The sequence below is a fragment of the Vibrio sp. BS-M-Sm-2 genome (genome assembly GCF_041504345.1).
In the GTDB taxonomy this organism is placed as follows: domain Bacteria; phylum Pseudomonadota; class Gammaproteobacteria; order Enterobacterales; family Vibrionaceae; genus Vibrio; species Vibrio satsumensis.
In genome coordinates this window covers 3,288,443-3,309,380 of sequence record NZ_CP167894.1, presented here as the reverse complement: position 1 = coordinate 3,309,380, position 20,938 = coordinate 3,288,443, and the positions used below count along the sequence as shown (strand labels likewise).

The following is a 20,938-nucleotide window of genomic DNA, read 5'->3' as shown; positions in this document are numbered from 1 at the left end:
ACGCATCTCATGTTTACTAAAAACATGTTCATTAATAAGCAGATGTTTATTATCCGACATCTGCTCACTAATAAACTTGCGCGAAATTAAGCTATCGTTAACTGCCCTGCATAAAGGACAAAAGTTCGCAGCATTAATACACCCATTAGGCTTAGCGAAGTCACAGAAAAAATATACACCGAGCTATGGCGGATTGAGGTTGGTGTCACTGCATTGAGCAACAACGGTAAAACCATGCCGACACCGATGACGCCGTACCAGAACCAACTCGCCCAGAAACCACTGCCAATTGCGTTCCATACTGCTTGCTCACTTTGACCACCAGCGAAGATAAGCCCAGTAAAGAAAGTAATTAGAACAAACAACTCAAACATCACGACTGGACGTTCGAATCCGTGAATCCATGAAATAGTCGGGCTATGAGGTGATTCTTTAAAGACCAGCACACCAAATAAAATACACGCCGCCGCTCCCGAAGATAAGCTCGAGAATAAGAACAAAATCGGCAGCACTGGGTTATTCAATAGTGGGAAAGTATTTAAAGCTGAAAGCAAGAATCCGGTATAAGCGGCAAGCATAAGAGCAAGAACAGCTAAGAATATTTCCAGAGCATTCTCAAACACTTCTAATTTGCCAATCCAATTACCGACAAAATCAAGTCGCCCTTTTAGCCATGCTTGATCATTCAAGAACACGACTATTTGATCTCTAAATATAATGCCGATCCAAAGGAATAAGATCACCATATATACTTGGAATAAGATCACACCCATCGACATCACAGACGTTGGATTATAGAAGATCATGATCTTCCAAAAGGATAACGGTTTTGTCAGGTGGAAAACTAAGATAAGCAGACCTGAAATGATCCCAAATGGCGCAAGAAAAGCCGTGGCCTTTAACACACCATTATGAGCAGGATCGCCTTCAATAACCTTACGCTTTAGGTAAATGGAGATCATTACGGCACCCGCCGACATCCCCGCGAGAAATAGATAGATTGCTATAATCCAATCCCATACCACGGTACCAGACTGAAAAGCTGCGTCCCATGCACTCATAATCAAATCTCCCCTTTTTGGTGTGGTACTTTATAGAGTTTTGGCTGAGTACCTAGATAAGCTTTATCTCTGTAAACCACCTCAGATTGAAGCACCTGGTTTATCTCACTCTCAGGGTCATTTAGATCGCCAAATACTAGTGCCTTGGTCGGGCAAGATTCGACACAAGCAGGCAACTTCCCTTGTGCAAGATTGGTATCACGACAGAAGTTACATTTATCAGCCGATTTGTTCTCTGGGTGGAAGAAACGCACTTGATACGGGCACGCTAACAAACAGTAACCACAACCGACACACTTCTCTTTATGCACATCAACAATGCCAGTTTTTTCATCTTTATAGGCCGCGCCTGTTGGGCATACCATCACGCAAGGCGCGTTATCACAATGTTGGCAAGAGTTACGAGTAAAACGGTAATCAACATTTGGATATTCGCCTTGGGGTTCGCTCTTAATAATTTCTAAGCGCGACACGCCTTCAGGTACTTTATTCACTTCACTGACACGCTTCTGTACAAGCAGTACAACCAATACACGCGGTTTCGTCATGAATCATTCCATAACGTTTAGCACCATCTTCTTGAACATTGGCCAACGTTTTACGACTTGTCACCGCCGCAGTTCCCGCTACACCCGTGGTAAAAATAACGGCACCAGCGCCTGCTAAAAAGTTTCTTCTTGAGCAGCTCATAGATTACTCCTCTTCTTTCTTCTGGTTGAAGTCTGAATGGCAATCCACACACAGCTTGATGGTTTGCTTTTTATCTAAGCCCAACACCTTTGCTTCAGTCGCATGAACATCATGGCAGTTTGAACACGTTAAGTTTTGCGCGTGAACATCGTGGGTCCAACTCGCTTCGCGCAGATCATCCGGTTTGTGACAATCTATACATTGGCTATTGGCATCTAAAATTAAGCTAGGGTCTAGGAATACCTTTTCGGTTCCCGGTTGTGATTGAGCCGCGCGATACTTCACCACTTCAGGCGCACCTTCACGGTGATCGGGGCTAATAGAACTATGACAGTCGGTACAATTTACTTCACGACCAAGTAAAGCGTGTGCACTTTCACCATGTGAACCCAATACCGTTTCTTTTGAATCTTTATGGCATTGAACACACTTGTAGTCTTTGTCACGTATTAATTCGACTTCATGTCTTGTTGACTCTCCTACTTGCGTAACAGCAGGCTCAGCAACAGCATGAATGGAATAACCATAGAGGCAGAATGCTAGAAGGGATTTAAGCATTATGACTATGGCCAATTTAATATTGCCCATTTTATCCTTTCCTTATACCGGCATTATTTAACTCTCAACTAAATAATATTCCGGTTAAACAAAAGTACCCTTAAACGATATTATTATCGTTTAAATGATATCAATTCTTATTTTGGATAAGCCACAACGCTTTCTACAGTTAGAATATACCTCTAATTGGGTAATACGAAATTTGAATGGGTTAATCTGTGAAGACAATCACCCTATTTATATCATAGCCAATTCAGGTAATTGCTTGTTATATATGATAATAATTCTCAATTAATCTCTAACAAATGCAACCGACAATACCTCTTTAGGGTTATATAAACTTCAACGTGATTGAAGTCACTACCATTAATTGATCTAAAACAAGCAATACTCAACACGTAACAAAATGTGTTTGTTTATGAATTAATATAAACAGGAATTCTCCAGTTCTTAATTTGAATAGCAAACTCACAACGCTTGGTATAAAAATCAGTATATTGGAGATATCACTGTGAAAAAGCATTGGATACGTAATTCGGTCACAGCACTATTAATGGTTAGCACATCACTAGCAAGCGCGACCAGTTTTGCTGCGTCTGAACAAAAAGAAATTGGCGATCCTCGTAACGACCAGTTCGAGCAAAACCACCCAGATCAATATCATTCATGGAGACAGACCTCAGAAAGCGAAGCCATTGAAGATGCACTAAAAGAAGATCCAAATATGGTCATCCTATGGGCTGGCTATGGGTTTGCAAAAGATTACAACAAAGCCCGTGGGCACTTTTATGCCCTTGATGATGTACGACAAACACTTCGTACAGGTGGCCCAACTGACGAAAACTCTGGTCCAATGCCAATGGCATGTTGGAGCTGTAAGAGCCCTGATGTAGCACGTGTTATCGAAGAGCGTGGCGAAGATGGTTACTTCGAAGGTAAATGGGCGCGTCTTGGTAGTGAAATCACTAACCCTATTGGCTGTGCCGACTGTCATGACACACAAAGTGAAGGCTTTAAAAACGGTGAGCCTGCGCTGAAAGTGACTCGTCCTTATGTAGAGCGTGCATTCGAAGCGATTGGTAAGAAGTTTGAAGACCAAGGTCGTTTAGATCAACAAGCTTCCGTTTGTGCTCAATGTCACGTGGAATACTACTTCACAGGGCCAACAAAAGGCGTGAAGTTCCCTTGGGATAAAGGGACTCGTGTTGAACAAATGGAAGAGTATTACGATGACATTGGCTTTAAAGATTGGACGCACAAAGTATCTAAAGCTCCAATGCTAAAAGCACAGCACCCTGGCTATGAAACATGGCGTGAAGGTATTCACGGCAAAAACAAAGTGGCTTGTGTTGATTGTCATATGCCGAAAGTGACCAAAGAAGACGGCACCGTTTATACCGACCATAAAGTGGGTAACCCATTCGACCGCTTCGAAGATACGTGTGCAAACTGTCATACTCAGTCTAAAGAAACTATGCGTAACATCGTTTCAAGCCGTAAAGCGCAAGTGCTAAACATGAAGCTGACCGCTGAGAAACAAATCGTTGCCGCTCACTTTGAAGCCGGCGCGGCATGGGAAGCAGGTGCGACAGAGCAAGAGATGGAGCCTATCCTACTGGATATCCGTCACGCTCAATGGCGTTGGGACTACGCTATTGCGTCTCACGGCGTTCATATGCATGCACCTGAAATCGCTCTAGAAGTGCTAGGTACTGCCGTTGACCGCGCAGCAGATGCTCGTACCAAGATTGTTCGTCTACTGGCGAAGAAAGGCATCACTGATCCAATCGAGATTCCAGACATCTCGACAAAAGAAGCGGCTCAAAAAGCGCTTGGAATGGACATGGATAAGATGAATGCTGAGAAACAACACTTCTTAGACACGGTTGTTCCTAAGTGGGAAGAGCAAGCTGAAAAACGTGAAGCCAACTACGAATACTAGTTTCTTCAATTAGACCATTACGTAAAAACCAGTCACACTATTATTGTGTGGCTGGTTTTTTTAGATTTTGGGGCAATACACATCCATATCTCCTCCCCGATCCACTCGCCAATTCAAGGAATAGATAATGAAAACCTTACTTTCACTTTCAGCATTATGTATCGCACTACTCAGTTCAGGCGTTTACGCCTCTGAGCGTGCTGAGACAGGATGGGAATTAATAGAGAAAGGCGCATTATTGGTTGATGTCAGAACACCTGCAGAGTTCAAACAGGAGCATCTGGACAACGCCATCAACTACCCTCTTTCTGAAGTCGCTACTCACTTCGCTAAGATAGATAAAGACCAACCGATCGTTTTGTATTGCCGCAGTGGTAACCGTTCAGGACAAGCCTATCAATTCTTACGAGCTCAAGGGTTTACTCAAATCCATAACGCTGGTGGGTTAATCGAAATGCAAGAAAGCCAATAACTTGAGAGATTAATGGCTTTAGAGGCTAATCGCTTCAAAGGTAAGTCGTTTCAAAAGCAAATCGCTTCAAAGACAAATAGCTTCAAAAGCTAATCAGGAAGAACAGCCTATTAACCAAGCCTAGCGGATCATCTGTTTGGCTTGGTTGATCGAATGAATAATCGAAACACGATCAATCCCTTTTTGATTGGAATCGAGGATTTGAGTCCAGGCATCAATCGCTTGTTGATAGCGCATGCTGATGAAGTGATCGGTCGCAATCAGCATCAATGCCGTACGATCGTTGGGATCAAGCTGTATTGAGTGATCCAACAACGCATTCACGTCATCGCTCATCGCTTGGGAGCTAAGATAGTAAAGTGCGGTTGCTTTGGCAGCATAAAGGCCCGATGGTGCTTGAGGATCTAATCGAATCGCGTAGTCATAACAAGTATACGCTGCATCAAACTCCCCTTTCTGCATATACACACCACCAAGCTTAAACCACAAGTCAGATTGATTCGGGTCTTGTTTGAGGCTTTGTTGAAGCTCACCTTCGAAATCTGTTGCCGTGTAACTATTGCTCTCATCTAAAGGAAGTTGAGGTGTCTCCTGTTTCAGTTGAGACCAAACAAGCACACTCAGAGCCACTGCAGTAAGGGAAATCACCACATTGCCTTTTAGATGACTGCCATTGTTGCTCGCGGCAATAACGACCACGATCAAAAACAGGCTCATTAGTACTAACGCAACCAACAACCAGATGTCCATTCCACACTCCTTTATCAACCCTTTAAGTTTACCACTTTCCCAGTCAGGCAATATTGATCGAGACTTAGCTATTAGGATTTACGCGATCAGAATAAACGAGCAGACAATAAAAAACCGAGCACTTAGGCTCGGTTTTTTCAATGGTAAGCTTAATTACTTAACGTAATCGAGATTACTCAGTATCTTGCTCGTTATCACTTTCAGAGTCAGAAGCATCTGATGCTTGCTCTTCACTTGATTCAGAAACTTCAGTGTTGATAGTTTCAGCATTTGCTTCTTCAGCTTCGCCTTCTACAATCTCAGCTTCTTCTACTTCGTCGATACGTTGTAGACCTACAACATTCTCGTCATCAGCAGTACGAATCAGTGTTACACCTTGAGTGTTACGACCAACTTGGCTTACTTCCGCTACGCGAGTACGTACTAGTGTACCTGCGTCGGTGATCATCATCATCTCATCGCCTTCTTCAACTTGAACAGCGCCAACAACTGGGCCATTACGTTCAGAGACTTTGATAGATACTACACCTTGCGTTGCACGGCCTTTCGTTGGGTACTCTGCTAGCTCAGTACGTTTACCGTAACCGTTTTGAGTCACAGTTAGGATATCGCCTTCGTTAGAAGGAACAATCAGTGAAACCACTTGATCGTCTTCTGGAAGCTTCATACCACGAACACCAGAGGCAGTACGGCCCATTGCACGTACTTTGTCCTCGTTAAAGCGAACAACTTTGCCCGATTTAGAGAACAGCATGATGTCGCTATCACCGTTAGTGATATCAACGCCAATCAGTGAATCGTCGTCACGTAGGTTAACTGCGATTAGGCCGTTAGCACGTACGTTTGCGAATTGATCCAGTGATGTCTTCTTAACTGTACCGTCACCCGTAGCCATGAAGATGAATTTCTCGTTAGAGAACTCAGAAACAGGCAGGATAGCCGTAATACGTTCACCTTCTTCTAGAGGAAGAATGTTAACGATAGGCTTACCACGAGCAGTACGACTTGCTAATGGTAGTTGGTAAACTTTCAGACGGTATGTCTTACCACGAGTAGAGAAACATAGGATGTTATCGTGAGTATTAGCAACAAGCAGACGCTCAATGTAATCCTCATCTTTCATCTTAGTTGCACTCTTACCTTTACCACCACGACGTTGAGATTCGTAGTCGCTTAGGATTTGGTACTTAACGTAACCTGCGTTAGAAAGCGTTACTACAACGTCTTCTTGAGCAATCAGCTCTTCCATGTCGATGTCATGAACTGCCGCTGTGATTTCTGTACGACGCTCGTCGCCATAGATTTCACGTACCGCTTCAAGTTCTTCACGGATAACTTCCATCAAACGCTCAGTGCTTGCAAGAATGTGCATTAGCTCAGCGATTTCTTCTAGAAGTGCTTTGTACTCGTCTAGAATCTTCTCATGCTCAAGGCCTGTTAGGCGGTGAAGACGAAGTTCTAGAATAGCTTGTGCTTGCGTTTCCGTTAGGAAATATTGGCCATCACGGATACCGTATTGGTCTTCCAACCAATCAGGACGAGCTGCATCAGTACCAGCGCGCTCAAGCATTGAAGCAACGTTACCAAGATCCCAACCGCGTGCGACTAGGCCAGCTTTTGCTTCAGCTGGTGTTGGAGCGTTACGGATAAGCTCAATGATTTCGTCGATGTTAGCAAGAGCTAGAGACAACGCTTCAAGGATGTGTGCACGATCGCGCGCTTTCTTCAGTTCGAAGATAGTACGACGTGTAACAACTTCGCGACGGTGGTCTACGAAGCACTTAAGCATGTCTTTGATGTTGAACAACTGTGGTTGACCGTTATTCAACGCAACCATGTTGATACCGAAAGTCGTTTGCAGTTGAGTTTGAGCGTATAGGTTGTTTAGAACCACTTCGCCTACTGCATCACGCTTACATTCAATAACAATACGCATACCATCTTTATCAGATTCGTCACGCAGTGCACTGATGCCTTCTACTTTCTTATCTTTAACCAGTTCAGCAATCTTCTCGATCAAACGAGCTTTGTTTACTTGGTAAGGGATCTCAGTAACGATAATGGTTTCTTTACCATTCTTCTCTACTTCGATATCCGCTTTTGAACGCATGTAAACCTTACCGCGGCCAGTCTTATAAGCATCAACGATGCCTTTACGACCACTGATAAGTGCTGCTGTTGGGAAGTCAGGACCAGGAATGTAGTCCATTAGCTCATCAATAGTGATCTCTTCATTATTGATGTAAGCCAAACAGCCATCAACAACTTCACCAAGGTTATGTGGTGGAATGTTGGTAGCCATACCTACTGCGATACCAGAAGCACCGTTTACCAATAGGTTAGGAATTTTTGTAGGAAGTACTGCTGGAATTTGTTCTGTACCATCGTAGTTCGGTACGTAATCCACAGTTTCCTTATCAAGGTCAGCCAGTAGCTCGTGCGCAATTTTCGCCATACGAACTTCGGTATAACGCATTGCAGCCGCGGAGTCGCCATCGATAGAACCAAAGTTACCTTGGCCATCAACTAGCATGTAACGCAGCGAGAACGGTTGAGCCATACGAACAATTGTATCGTATACAGCGCTATCACCATGCGGGTGATATTTACCGATTACATCGCCTACTACACGAGCAGACTTTTTATATGGTTTGTTCCAATCATTACCTAGTACATTCATCGCGAACAAAACGCGGCGGTGTACTGGTTTTAGGCCATCACGCACATCTGGAAGGGCACGACCAACGATGACGGACATCGCGTAGTCTAGGTATGAACCTCTAAGCTCATCTTCAATATTTACGGGCGTGATCTCTTTCGCTAGATCGCTCATAGAGCCATTTTCCCTCTATAGTCAGATCGTATTTTTGAATACGTATAAGACCGAAAAATATAACACAAATTTACCTACGGAGGCATCACTTTCCCTCTCCTTTTACCATCTTGTGACCCTTGTAGCCAATCAATTGATGAGAAATTGCACCTCCGCATCATATCTTGCTGAAACATGGTCACTTTACATCCAATAAACTAGCAAAATTGTAGATCTTCTGGTCAGCGCGAAAAGGCAAGTTATAATGCCTGCAATTTCATGGATGCATTATTTAACTTGGAAATGCCGATTATGACTAAATCACAGAACGTAGACCCAGCAGAAATCAAGAAATTCGAAGACATGGCGTCACGCTGGTGGGATCTAGAAGGCGAATTTAAGCCGCTACATCAAATCAACCCACTGCGCCTAAACTACGTGTTAGAGAAAACTGAAGGCCTGTTTGGCAAGAAAGTCCTCGATGTTGGCTGCGGCGGCGGTATTTTAGCGGAAAGCATGGCTGTTGAAGGTGCAGTCGTGACTGGTCTAGACATGGGTAAAGAGCCGCTTGAAGTAGCACGCCTTCATGCACTGGAAACTGGCACAAAGCTCGATTACATCCAGAGCACTATCGAAGATCACGCAGAGCAGAACCCACACACTTACGATGTGGTAACGTGCATGGAAATGCTTGAACACGTTCCTGACCCACAATCTGTTATCACTGCCTGTTCGAAATTAGTGAAACCGGGCGGCCATGTATTCTTCTCTACATTGAACCGTAATTTCAAATCTTACTTGTTTGCGATTGTCGGTGCAGAGAAGCTATTGAAGATTGTTCCAGAAGGCACTCATGAGCACGAGAAGTTCATTCGCCCTGCTGAACTTATCAAGATGGTTGATAACACTCCGCTGCAAGAGTTAGGGATTACGGGACTGCACTATAACCCTCTTACGGACACTTACCGTTTAGGCCAAAAAGTCGATGTGAACTACATCGTTCACACACAAAACTTTGGCTAAAAAATATCGGTAGGTCTACCGTAAAACCTTTTGTAAAAAAGACGAATGAAAAGAGTTGCAATTACCATAACTTTGCGACTTTTTTCAGTCTAAATTTCGTGCGCCAGCTTCCATTTTGACCACCTCGATTTAAATTTAATCGCCCAAAATCCATCGCCCATTTTGCTCAAAGATCAAGGGATTTTTTTTATTGGCGAGCAAAATTAAAGCATCATCAAAAGCCGACTTTTATACAATCAAGTCACATCTAACCTCATCAGTTAGTGGTCACTTACAGTTTTTTTTCAATCCACCACTTATCCACAAGCAACCCCATTTCTTTACCTTGAAAAATATCAGTTGTAGCACTATCTTGTAACCCAACAAACAAATGACCCCTATATGTTGTGTTTGAACTACAATATATGGGTAGACCAAGATCACAAAGCCGAAACGTAATTTACAAAAATTACACAGAAATACACAAAAACACGGCCTTGTTCAGTTTTGTTAGGGAAATTAAGCAGAATGAACCAACAACTTACTGTTACCAAGCGTAACGGGCGCAAAGAAACGATCGATCTAGAGAAGATCCATCGCGTGATTACATGGGCAGCTGAAGGCTTGCACAATGTTTCTGTATCACAAGTAGAATTGAAAGCTCACATTCAGTTTTACGATGGCATCACCACTACTGACATTCATGAAACTATCATCAAGTCAGCAGCGGATTTAATCTCTGAAGAGACTCCTGATTACCAATATCTAGCAGCACGTCTGTCTGTATTCCACCTACGTAAAAAAGCGTACGGCGAATACGAGCCGCCAGCACTATATGACCACGTTGCAAAACTGGTTGATATGGGTAAATACGATAGCCACCTTATGGAAGACTACACGAAAGCTGAATTCGAAGAGCTTGACGAGTACATCGACCACAAACGTGACTTAGACTTCTCTTACGCAGCGGTTAAGCAGCTCGAAGGTAAATACTTCGTTCAAAACCGTGTAACGAAAGAAATCTACGAGAGTGCTCAGTTCCTTTACATTTTAGTTGCCGCGTGTTTATTCGCTAAATACCCGAAATCGACTCGTCTTGACTACATCAAACGTTTTTACGACGCATCGTCTACGTTTAAGATTTCTCTACCTACACCGATCATGTCTGGTGTACGTACGCCTACTCGTCAATTCAGTTCTTGTGTACTGATCGAGTGTGGTGACAGCCTTGATTCAATCAACGCAACAGCAAGCTCAATTGTTCGTTACGTATCTCAACGTGCTGGTATTGGTATCAACGCAGGTCGTATCCGTGCGCTTGGTTCTGAAATCCGTAATGGTGAGGCGTTCCACACTGGCTGTATCCCTTTCTACAAATACTTCCAAACAGCAGTAAAATGTTGTTCTCAAGGTGGTGTTCGTGGTGGCGCAGCAACAGTGTTCTACCCATTGTGGCACGGTGAAGTTCAGTCTCTATTAGTACTGAAAAACAACCGCGGTGTTGAAGAGAACCGTGTTCGTCACATGGATTACGGCGTACAGCTGAACAAGCTTATGTACTCTCGCCTAGTTCAAGGTGGCAACATTAGCCTGTTCTCACCTTCTGACGTACCTGGCCTTTACGATGCGTTCTTCGAAAACCAAGACCGTTTTGAAGAGCTATACGTTAAGTACGAAAACGATCCTTCAGTGAAGCGTGAAACAGTAAAAGCGGTTGAGCTTTTCTCTCTGCTAATGCAAGAGCGTGCTTCTACTGGTCGTATCTACATTCAGAACGTTGACCACTGTAATACACACAGCCCATTTGATTCTGAAGTAGCCCCTGTTCGTCAATCGAACCTATGTCTAGAAATCGCGCTTCCTACTAAGCCACTTTCTAACGTAGAAGATGACGAAGGCGAAATCGCACTATGTACACTTTCAGCGTTCAACCTTGGCGCAATCAATGAACTAGACGACTTAGCTGAGCTTTCTGAGCTGGTTGTTCGTGCTCTAGATGCACTTCTTGATTACCAAGACTACCCGCTTCCAGCAGCGTACAAGTCGACAATGAACCGTCGTACTTTAGGTGTGGGTGTAATCAACTACGCATACTACCTAGCGAAGAATGGTGTTAAGTACTCTGATGGCAGCGCGAATGGCCTAACTCACCGTACTTTTGAAGCAATTCAATATCACTTGCTAAAAGCGTCTGTTGAACTAGCGAAAGAGCAAGGTCGTTGCCCATCTTTCCACGAAACCAACTACGCGAAAGGCCTACTGCCAATCGATACTTACAAAAAAGATATCGACTTAGTATGTGAAGAGCCACTGCACTACGATTGGGATACTCTACGTGAAGAGATCATGGAGCACGGTCTGCGTAACTCTACGCTAACTGCGCTGATGCCTTCTGAGACATCGTCTCAAATCTCGAATGCGACTAACGGTATCGAGCCACCACGTGGTTACGTATCAGTGAAAGCATCGAAAGACGGCATCCTTAAGCAAGTTGTTCCAGATTTCCTAAATCTTAAAGAGAACTACGAGCTACTTTGGAACATTGGTTCTAACGACGGTTACTTACACCTAGTGGGTATCATGCAAAAATTCGTTGACCAAGCTATCTCTGCAAACACTAACTATGATCCAAGTGTTTACGACAGCGGTAAAGTACCAATGAAGAAGCTGCTTCAAGACCTACTAACAGCGTACAAGTACGGTGTTAAGACGCTTTACTACCATAACACTCGTGATGGTGCTAAAGACGACCAAGGCGATGCAGTTCAAGTGCCGGAAGAAGATTGTGAAGGCGGCGGTTGTAAGATCTAAACCGCAATAAACATTAAGACCCCAGAGAAGAGTTATCTTCTCTGGGTTTAAAGCATTAACAGGGTCCGTTTTATTACGGGTCTTTAAAGGATTTGAGGCATTTATGGCTTACAGTACTTTTTCTCAGACTAAAAATGACCAACTAAAAGAACCAATGTTCTTGGGTCAGTCAGTTAACGTTGCACGTTACGACCAACAAAAATTCGAAATTTTCGAAAAGCTTATCGAGAAGCAGCTTTCTTTCTTCTGGCGCCCAGAAGAAGTAGACGTGTCGAGCGATCGTATCGACTACAACAAACTTCCTGAGCATGAAAAACACATCTTCATCTCTAACTTGAAGTATCAAACGCTTCTAGATTCTATCCAAGGTCGCAGCCCTAACGTTGCCCTACTTCCATTGGTATCTCTACCAGAAGTGGAAACTTGGATTGAGACATGGTCTTTCTCTGAAACGATTCACTCTCGCTCATACACGCACATCATCCGTAACATCGTGAACGATCCAGGTGTAGTATTTGATGACATCGTTGAAAACGAAGAGATCCTTAAGCGTGCTAAAGACATCGCTTTCTATTACGACGACCTAATCAAGCTAACGGCTGACTACCACCGCTACGGTGAAGGCAACCACAGCATCAACGGCGAAGACGTTAAGATTTCACTTCACGACCTGAAGAAGAAACTTTACCTATGTCTAATGTCGGTAAACGCGCTAGAAGCAATCCGTTTCTACGTTAGTTTTGCTTGTTCATTCGCGTTCGCTGAGCGTGAGCTAATGGAAGGTAACGCTAAAATCATCAAGCTAATCGCTCGTGATGAAGCACTTCACCTTACTGGTACTCAGCACATGATCAACTTGCTACGTAACGGTCAAGACGACTTCGCATTCATGCAAATCGCTGAAGAGTGCAAGCAAGAGTGTTTCGACCTATTTAAAGAAGCAGCAGAGCAAGAGAAAGAGTGGGCAGAATACCTATTCAAAGACGGCTCTATGATTGGTCTAAACAAAGACATTCTTTGCCAATACGTTGAGTACATTACCAACATCCGTATGCAAGCGGTTGGTCTAGGTACTGCTTACCCAGCAGCAACATCAAACCCAATCCCATGGATCAACGCGTGGTTATCTTCAGATAACGTACAAGTTGCTCCACAAGAAGCTGAAATCAGTTCTTACCTAGTTGGTCAAATCGACAACGAAGTAAAAGCTGACGACTTTGAAGGATTTGAGCTGTAACGTATGAACACTATAAGTTTGAACAATAAGCAGTTCACTTCTGAAGCCAACGACACCATTCTACAGGCTGCGGAAAAGGCTGGGGAATCTATATACTCAGAATGTCGAGGCGGGTTTTGTGGCGCTTGTAAGTGCAAACTTAAATCAGGAGAAACTATCGGCGTGAGAGACACAATCGCTTTCTTGCCTGAAGGCTACGTACTGGCTTGCAGTGTCAAGGCGAATAGCGACCTTGTTTTAGAGCTCGATTACTGACATACACGTGTTACCCTTACACAGACGCCTCAGCTTTTCCTGGGGCGTTTTTTTCATCGATGTCAATAGATAATGTGACAGCATTGAAATTGCCTTCATTGAACATTTACTCAAGCCGCAATCAAGTCAATACACCGATCTTTTGCCTATCTATTAATGTAAGGACCCTAATTTAAGTCGCAAAAATAATCTGTAGCTCTCAAAGCCCCACTATTTCACACGTAAAATCCTCCCGAAGCATAGAAGTAATTTATGGTATTTCGCATAACTGATTAGTTCAATTATAAAATAATCGAGGTTGACAGCGCCTTAGAGGCTGCCATAACAGTAACAAGCAATGTCAGATGAAAAAATGCCTCCCAAAGAACTACGTGGCTCATCTGTGGTTTGTGCTTTGAGCGCTCTCTATGAAGAGGATGTCGGTTGACAATGTCTGACCATAAATATTAAGTATTGGTACACCAATAGACAAATGGGAAAGCAACGTTTGAGCATTTTTACACATACATGTTTTACCCTATGCTCAAATAGTTATGTAACTATCATTAGACAAACTAAAAAATTTAACAAACTGACGGCCTAACTAACGAGAAATCCGAGTATCAAATAATACTCGGATTTGAGCGTTCTAAGCCGCTCGTTTGAACCCTATTTTTGTTTAATAGGTCAACATGCGTCAGGGAACTCTCATTTACCTACTAAGAACTTTGCTGTACTGAACACCATCGCCCAAAACAACCAATACGAAGAGTTTCATTAAAAAGCATAGAAAACCTTTATAATACTCCCTTGATCTAGGTGAATAAAAACAACAACTTCTTTACAATTTCTGAGGGATATCTTTCTGATGTGAAACTGAAGAATTTCTAACCAAATCCTGAGCAAGCTTAGCGACCATTGGGACACCGTGGAAAAAGCCTTGCTGGCCATACCCTCCTATAGCTTCAAGTAAATTAACCGTTTCCTGGTCTTCAACTCCTTCGTAAATAATACGAGAGTTTTTGACAGACGCGAGCTTCTTTGCTTCATCAATAAACTGTTTATAATCTGCATTATGGCCGAATCCCCAAGTGATTTTCCTATCAATTTTGATTTCGCTTATTGGGAGTTGCATCACTCTTTCAATGTTAGAACCTAACACGCCAAAATCATCAATCGACACATCAAAGCCATGTAAGCGCAACTTAAGAGTATTCGCTAATAAATCTCGTGCAATTTCAGGAACAAGACGATTCTCTGTAATCTCTATGACAACTTTATGATCTACACCCGACTCGTAAATAGCAAGGATATCATTCAGAATATCATCATCAGCTAATAAACTTGGTTCAACATTGATAGAGAATGTTAAAGACTTGTTTAAGTATTTAAAGTGAGTTTTGTAGTCCTGAATAAACTTTTTTATTACCACGCTAGTAAACGTTTTTTGCTTACCTAACTTTTCAATCATAGGCAAAAAACAACTTGGCTGAAGCAACTCTCCACTTACATCGGACCACCTAGAAAGAACTTCAAAACCAAAAACAAGTTCAGTATCCGAAAAAACTTGCGGTTGGTAAACTAAGCTAATTGGAAAGTTATCGTCATGAATAGCCACGCTTTTCAAGGCTGGCTTTGGTTTATTTACCTCTAGCTCTTCGAGAGTTTTTTTAACTAAAACTGCAATTTGGTCAAACCATATCGGTTTTTCTAACGATGCTACGATATCCAGCTCATAAAGCTTTCCAAGCATACTTAGTGAGCTAACAATCGACTTATCTAACCCAGAAGTTATGATTATTTTTGCGCTAGTTCCATTTTTAGATAGAATACTAAGGAGTTCAAACCCATCACCGTCAGGCATCATGATGTCCATAATAATAAGGTCAAACTCATTTACCTTTACTTTATCGGCGGCTTGATAAGCATTCGCCGCGAACGTGATATTATGTTTAATATCAATGCTACCAACTGCATTTTTTAATACCTCACGTGCTAATGCAACATCGTCCACGATCAAAATTGATTTACTCATCTTCACCCCCTTTGTAACTTACTATTAACTGCATCCAAGTTCGCTGCGACTTAATCTGCTTTGCATCAGTCATCATATACTTAGCTTTTATGTCTCCACATTTTACGGTTTTATACTCAAAACCCAAATGAAACAAAAAGTCGAACATACGCTTATTATTAATAAATATGTGCAAACCTTTATTTGGATTAGGGCTTTGTAAGTATTTATACGCTTCTCGAGCTAATGTATCGATAATCGAAAGTTCACTCGTACAATTGAATGATAGAACCAAATGTACGCCCTCTTCTATCTTAATTAGATCAGACATATATTCTTCTAACACACTCTGGCTTAAAGTTAATATGTGACCAACTAATTGCCCGTGTGAAACAATTAGTATCAACTCACCTGAGAACTCTTCAATTAAGTTTTGAAACATCGATATCTTGGAGGAATATTTACTTAGTTCTCTCTCAAATAGAATACTCTTTTCGAAGTCACATACCAAATCAATCAGGTTAACGTAATTCTGAAGTTCAACTATATTACTAGAGTTAATGATAATTGTTTCAGTTATAAGTGTGTCGTTACTATCAGTATATCCATTACGACTTAATTTATTAAGAAAATTAATATCTACATTTGACGAGAATTCACTCTTCCAAACATCGAAAACATCAATACCAACAAGATCAAGTAATTCATTTTGTCTTGTTAAATGGGGCTTTGTCACACCACGTTCCCATCGACTCAATGTAACAACATCTAAATTACTGAACGTGGAATTACTGCGCTGAACTAAGTCGACGAAAGCAGTCTGTGATAACCCGTTTCTTACTCTAAAATTTTTTATTATTTCACCGAACATTTTTATTATCTGTTGTTGAGACATAGTACATTTTCAATTATAAATAAGTAAATGCTAAGGGCAGACAAGAAACTATAAAATCAAAGGTGCCCAGTGAGAAATGAAATAGCCCCCTGTTAGTAGTCTACTGATAGACGTAAAGTAATTAAAGTTACCCTATACCTTTGGAAAGGACACAGTTCAGCGTAACACCCAAATCATGTCGGTTGAGGGGCTTAGTTAAATAACAGTGAAAATAGTTTTCCATTTTCGATTTTTCGCTCAATGTCGCTCTCGCTGTCACGGCTATAATCGGTAACGAAGGGTAAGCAGCCTGTAGTTTTTTGGCCAACTCAATTCCATCCATTACAGGCATAGATATATCAGTCAATACTATATCGACCTTCTGCTCAGAGGCGATCTGCAAGGCTGCCAAACCATTCTCTGCACCAACGCACGTAAATCCCAGCTCGCGTAGGTGGTACTCTATAACTTCACGATTAAAGTCAACATCGTCAACTATCAAAGCTTTCTTACCTAAAAAAATAGACTTTACTTCTAATGACTTATCATGTTTAACGTTTCCCTTGAGAGTTCGAAGAGGGCAAAATTTTGGACTTTCTAATACCGGAACACTCAACTTAAACTCTGTTCCAACACCTACCTGGCTTGAGACTGAAACCTTTCCCTTCATTAACTTGATAATTTCGTGGGTAATTGCTAAGCCTAAACCAAAACCAAATTGCTGATCTTCATCGTAAACTTGCTCAAAATCGTTAAATACCTTTCCTAACTTGTCATTAGGTATACCTATACCAGTGTCAGAGACCAAAATAACTAACTCGCCATTGCGAATATTGCTATGTATTCTTACTGAACCCTCAAAAGTAAATTTAACGGAATTAGAGACAACATTAGTAATGCACTGCTTAAACCTAAGTTCGTCTAGATATAATAATGTGTCACTTTCTATTTCATTAACCACCTCTAGCTTTAGACCCTTTTCTTCTGCTAACGGCGCGAACGTATGCTCAACTTCATCTAAGGTGCCCGCAATGAGTGTTGGCTTTGGCTTTATGCTATAATTCGAAGCTTTAACCCGCTCAAAATCTAATAAATCATTAACAATATTAAGTATCGTCGTACTCGCATTAGATATACCTTTTAGCTGATCCCTAGACTTAACGCTAAGATCTGTGTCACTTAGCATATTTGTATAGCCAAGTATGGCATTAAGGGGGTTCGGATTTCATGCGAGACATTAGAGAGTAAGATCGATTTTTGCTTATTTGCGTCTTTTGCTTCATTAGCCGCTAGCTTTGCTTCTGTCGCAGCAAGCTCATACTGATGGCTCCTCAATTCGACTTCAGTTTCTAAGCCTGAAATAAGAGTTTTAATTTGTTTCCCGGCTTCTGCGTAGGCATACGAAAGCTGCCTCATTTCGGCGCCTGCACCCTCTACGATGAGAGTCGCTCGCTGAAAATCACCCTCTTTGAGCGCACTTGCCTGTTCTATAAGGCGCCCAATTGGCAACGTCAAACATTTTATGACTATCGTATTGATCCCAAGAAACATCAATAGCAGTGCTAACGTAGTGAACGAGAAAGCTTTTAGCAACGTGTCGTCGGCACTCATAAGAGCTTTCTTTGTTGTCTCGTAAGTAGAACGAACGACTGATTCAGGTGTAACCAGAATAATGCGCCAGCGCGTCAGTTTATTTTGCCTAAACATAACGTTATATAATTCTTTACCATTATCAACGATAAGGCTCCCTTCAATGTTGTTCATGACATGTGAATATACAGAATCCCCGCCCGCGCTAAGCTGCATGACACTCAATAAGCGTATAGGATCCTGTTTAAGGTTCGATGTAAGTAACTTACCCTGACTATCTAAAAGAAAATACCGAGGTTGAAAGTAATCCTGTACACTGTTGGAAGTGAGGGAACCAGAAAAGTACTCCAAATTAAGTTCAAACTTCAGCAGTGCTCCTGGGTAATTAGAGGGGAATGTATATAAGTAATAATTACTCACGTGATTATCGCTAATGCGCTTTTCAACTAACATATCTCGAAATCTAGTCAAACCTCTGGTTGTAGCAGAGTGTTCAGACTGAATAAACCGACCATCAATCAGTTTGATTTCTTCTCGATTTTTAATATTAACAAAACTAACACTTTCTATGAACGGTTTCAGGTCTTTGTTGATGGTCATTAAGCTTTCTTTAAGGTCGCCACCAGTATCAGTTATTGGTAATTTATGAAAGTTATCAGACAGATAACGAATATGCTCTGTTATCCATTCAGCTTCTTTAGTTAAGCTTAAACTATTTGCTTGTAAAAAGCTTAATAGTAACTTTTCATTATATACGACGATGCTTTCTTTTATCTTCTCGAACTGCCCTCCCGATGTAACATTAACAATATAGCTAGCGGCATAGGTGAGAACGCTCGCAAACAACACCACTATGAGCGCATTCGCTTTAATTAACTTGTACTTTAAAGACAAATTTCACCCTCTCTAACTTCACATGATTGCAGCATATTTCTGACTATCTCTGCTAATGCCTTTCTCGTGTTAATATAGCTTAATAGTTCATCATAAATCTCAACTTGACCACAAATATACGCAGCCTCATTAAACCCCATAGCGCTTGCTATTCCTTTTATTTTATGTGCCAACTCTTTGTTGGTTAACTTATTATGACCTACTTCTTCGATGATCTTTCTCAAGCTCGTAACTGCAGTCACACGGAATGCTTTGCCCATTTTTGAGTTACAATCCACACCAGTAGCTCTTAAAAAAATCTCGTTGTCAATTTTGTACATACAAAACACCTGCATCTGAACATTGTCAGTTATACTTATTAAGCCAATAATCTAAAGCCGGTTACGTTTATAATCTCTCAATCAGCCAATGCCTAGGGGCATCCCAAAAAAAACAACATCGCGAATGCTCTGTAATTACCGATATTTGATTTGGAAAATACATTCATTGTCGAAACTATTTAATGAAAATATTATGAATTACTCTTTCAGAACAACGTATATACACCTTAAGGAAATAGGTGATGTGACTGTGAAAAAACTATTTTTGGTGTAAACGCTTTTTACATTGATGGTATTTACCAATGGTTTATAAAAACAACATACCATATCTAAGGGCAGAAAGAAGCCAAGAACAATACTTCCGTAAAAAGGCTACACTGCGCTATCCGGTCGAGAGTTAGGACTTAACCACCCTGCCGACTTCTATCAACTACCCCAACAACCTTGGAGCAAAAACTCACTTTTGCTGTGTGAAGTTGCTGTCACATTAGAGCACCTAAAACAGTGTTACCCTGATTGTGAGACGACTCCCAAACCATTAGTCGATTTACCAAACATTCACCACAAAACCCAAAAAGCTCTGATGAAGGCTGGCATACACTCCTCCGAAAAACTAAGGGAGTTCGGCTCTATTAAAGCGATAAAAGCCATCATGCACCACACTCATCACAAGCCAACAATCGAACTTTTATGCTCATTAGAGGGTGCGATTCAAGGTGTTCATCGCTCAATGCTGACAACTGAAGTTAGGAATGCGCTAAAAACACAGTATTTCAACTTGTAAACTAAACACAAAAACCATCTCCATAGGCACTTAATTTTTTTATTTCTTTCGGGCGCCATATACATAATGCCCTATTAGGGCCTAATTATTACTAATATTTACACTAAAGTGGTGTGACAAAATGAACATTGAGTTAATAAAAGGTCCATTAATACTAAAAATCACTCCGAATGAAAATACATCAACGTGTATAAGTGTTCGCTTAACATTGAGTGAATATTTAATCGTCGAAAAATTGATAGATAGCCAAGGCACGCATATATCTAAACGAGAACTCATTGAAACAGGATGGCCCCATTGTATCGTCTGTGATAACGCATTAAACATGGTTATTATGTCTTTAAGACGAAAACTAGCCAGCATAGATAAAACAATTGAAATTAACACTATACAGCGATTCGGTTACAGCCTGAACGTAGTACAAACTGAAGACCCATAACCATAACTACGCTAGCACCGACTTTATTTCGTAAGTTTTATAGCTCTTATAGGAGATTAAATTTATTAAGTATAAGTAAAATCATTATTGTAAACAGGTTCCCCTGACAAAAGCGGTCACCCCTATCTATCGGATAAGCTTAAGCGCCCATTAACGGTATCGAACCAGAAATGCCCGAAATGCCCGAAATGCGAATAATAATTAATCCTAAGAAAACAAGCCAAATGGATTAAAGGCAACGCGAGTTACTTTTGGTCGCATCAAGGCTACCCTAAGAATGTGAAACCACTTTATTTGATAGAGCAGGAAAGCCCAACTGGGATAATGTGAGATGATTGATTTATAAATACCTATTGCACGATATGATAAAAACATCACATTATTTACCTTGTTTTTTTGATGGTAAACTCCTCTTTGCCATCTATTGATTTACCTATTCAGTGTGGTGTGTTTT

At 41.4% G+C, this 20,938-nt stretch carries 17 protein-coding genes and 1 pseudogene; 8 read left to right on the top strand and 10 right to left on the bottom strand.

Going from position 1 to position 20,938, the window contains the following annotated elements; all coding sequences use genetic code 11:
• Positions 1–86 precede the first annotated feature (86 nt).
• The 3 genes and pseudogenes from nrfD to nrfB all read right to left on the bottom strand — a co-directional run bounded on the left by nrfD (position 87) and on the right by nrfB (position 2,339).
• A complete protein-coding gene (nrfD, locus tag AB8613_RS15120; RefSeq protein ID WP_029222016.1) occupies positions 87–1,061 on the bottom strand; it encodes a cytochrome c nitrite reductase subunit NrfD in 975 nt (324 codons plus the stop codon).
• A gap of 2 nt (positions 1,062–1,063) precedes the next feature.
• A pseudogene (nrfC, locus tag AB8613_RS15115) lies at positions 1,064–1,751 on the bottom strand (cytochrome c nitrite reductase Fe-S protein).
• 3 nt (positions 1,752–1,754) lie between these two features.
• Positions 1,755–2,339, bottom strand: a complete 585-nt coding sequence (gene nrfB, locus AB8613_RS15110; protein ID WP_146489871.1) for a cytochrome c nitrite reductase pentaheme subunit — start codon at positions 2,337–2,339, stop codon at positions 1,755–1,757.
• A 481-nt stretch (positions 2,340–2,820) separates the two neighbouring features.
• Between nrfB and nrfA the strand changes: the two genes are divergently transcribed.
• Together nrfA and AB8613_RS15100 are read left to right on the top strand one after the other, a co-directional pair.
• On the top strand, positions 2,821–4,251 hold the full coding sequence (nrfA, locus tag AB8613_RS15105; protein ID WP_372384052.1) for an ammonia-forming nitrite reductase cytochrome c552 subunit: 1,431 nt from the start codon (positions 2,821–2,823) through the stop codon (positions 4,249–4,251).
• A gap of 127 nt (positions 4,252–4,378) precedes the next feature.
• On the top strand, positions 4,379–4,723 hold the full coding sequence (locus AB8613_RS15100; RefSeq protein ID WP_372384051.1) for a rhodanese-like domain-containing protein: 345 nt from the start codon (positions 4,379–4,381) through the stop codon (positions 4,721–4,723).
• A gap of 120 nt (positions 4,724–4,843) precedes the next feature.
• Here the strand turns inward: AB8613_RS15100 and AB8613_RS15095 are convergent, their stop codons facing one another.
• The gene (locus tag AB8613_RS15095; RefSeq protein ID WP_146489869.1) at positions 4,844–5,473 is read right to left on the bottom strand and encodes a tetratricopeptide repeat protein; all 630 of its coding nucleotides are present in this window, start codon (positions 5,471–5,473) and stop codon (positions 4,844–4,846) included.
• Positions 5,474–5,645: 172 nt separating this feature from the next.
• On the bottom strand, positions 5,646–8,306 hold the full coding sequence (gene gyrA, locus AB8613_RS15090; RefSeq protein WP_060982425.1) for a DNA topoisomerase (ATP-hydrolyzing) subunit A: 2,661 nt from the start codon (positions 8,304–8,306) through the stop codon (positions 5,646–5,648).
• A gap of 258 nt (positions 8,307–8,564) precedes the next feature.
• Here gyrA and ubiG point away from each other — a divergent pair, with 258 nt between their 5' ends.
• The 4 genes from ubiG (at position 8,565) to AB8613_RS15070 (ending at position 13,590) form a co-directional block, all read left to right on the top strand.
• Positions 8,565–9,308 carry a bifunctional 2-polyprenyl-6-hydroxyphenol methylase/3-demethylubiquinol 3-O-methyltransferase UbiG gene (gene ubiG / locus AB8613_RS15085; protein WP_186728010.1) on the top strand — a complete coding sequence of 248 codons (744 nt, stop codon included), beginning with the start codon at positions 8,565–8,567 and terminating at the stop codon, positions 9,306–9,308.
• Between the two features lie 507 nt (positions 9,309–9,815).
• Positions 9,816–12,098: a class 1a ribonucleoside-diphosphate reductase subunit alpha gene (nrdA, locus tag AB8613_RS15080; RefSeq protein WP_146489867.1), complete on the top strand. Its 2,283-nt coding sequence runs from the start codon at positions 9,816–9,818 to the stop codon at positions 12,096–12,098.
• A gap of 103 nt (positions 12,099–12,201) precedes the next feature.
• Positions 12,202–13,335 (top strand): class Ia ribonucleoside-diphosphate reductase subunit beta, encoded by a 1,134-nt coding sequence (gene nrdB, locus AB8613_RS15075; protein ID WP_372384050.1) that lies wholly within the window; start codon positions 12,202–12,204, stop codon positions 13,333–13,335.
• Between the two features lie 3 nt (positions 13,336–13,338).
• On the top strand, positions 13,339–13,590 hold the full coding sequence (locus tag AB8613_RS15070) for a 2Fe-2S iron-sulfur cluster-binding protein (protein ID WP_372384049.1): 252 nt from the start codon (positions 13,339–13,341) through the stop codon (positions 13,588–13,590).
• Between the two features lie 820 nt (positions 13,591–14,410).
• On the opposite strand, the gene AB8613_RS15065 is transcribed toward AB8613_RS15070, so the two are convergent.
• The 5 genes from AB8613_RS15065 to AB8613_RS15045 form a co-directional block, all read right to left on the bottom strand.
• Positions 14,411–15,604, bottom strand: a complete 1,194-nt coding sequence (locus AB8613_RS15065) for an EAL domain-containing protein (protein ID WP_372384048.1) — start codon at positions 15,602–15,604, stop codon at positions 14,411–14,413.
• Positions 15,597–16,478, bottom strand: coding sequence for a helix-turn-helix domain-containing protein (locus tag AB8613_RS15060; protein ID WP_372384047.1), 882 nt, complete (start codon positions 16,476–16,478; stop codon positions 15,597–15,599). The genes AB8613_RS15065 and AB8613_RS15060 overlap by 8 nt, the downstream gene beginning before the upstream one ends.
• Before the next feature lie 127 nt (positions 16,479–16,605).
• On the bottom strand, positions 16,606–17,643 hold the full coding sequence (locus tag AB8613_RS15055) for an ATP-binding protein (protein ID WP_372384046.1): 1,038 nt from the start codon (positions 17,641–17,643) through the stop codon (positions 16,606–16,608).
• Entirely contained in the window at positions 17,637–18,941 is a 1,305-nt protein-coding gene (locus AB8613_RS15050; RefSeq protein ID WP_372384045.1) for a hypothetical protein, read from the bottom strand. Before AB8613_RS15050 ends, AB8613_RS15055 begins: the two co-directional genes overlap by 7 nt.
• Positions 18,932–19,261 (bottom strand): Hpt domain-containing protein, encoded by a 330-nt coding sequence (locus tag AB8613_RS15045; RefSeq protein ID WP_372384044.1) that lies wholly within the window; start codon positions 19,259–19,261, stop codon positions 18,932–18,934. Before AB8613_RS15045 ends, AB8613_RS15050 begins: the two co-directional genes overlap by 10 nt.
• Positions 19,262–19,844: 583 nt before the next feature.
• Here AB8613_RS15045 and AB8613_RS15040 point away from each other — a divergent pair.
• Both AB8613_RS15040 and AB8613_RS15035 read left to right on the top strand, forming a co-directional pair.
• A complete protein-coding gene (locus AB8613_RS15040; protein ID WP_372384043.1) occupies positions 19,845–20,045 on the top strand; it encodes a TfoX/Sxy family DNA transformation protein in 201 nt (66 codons plus the stop codon).
• A gap of 121 nt (positions 20,046–20,166) precedes the next feature.
• Positions 20,167–20,484, top strand: coding sequence for a transcriptional regulator (locus AB8613_RS15035; RefSeq protein WP_372384042.1), 318 nt, complete (start codon positions 20,167–20,169; stop codon positions 20,482–20,484).
• Positions 20,485–20,938 lie beyond the last annotated feature (454 nt).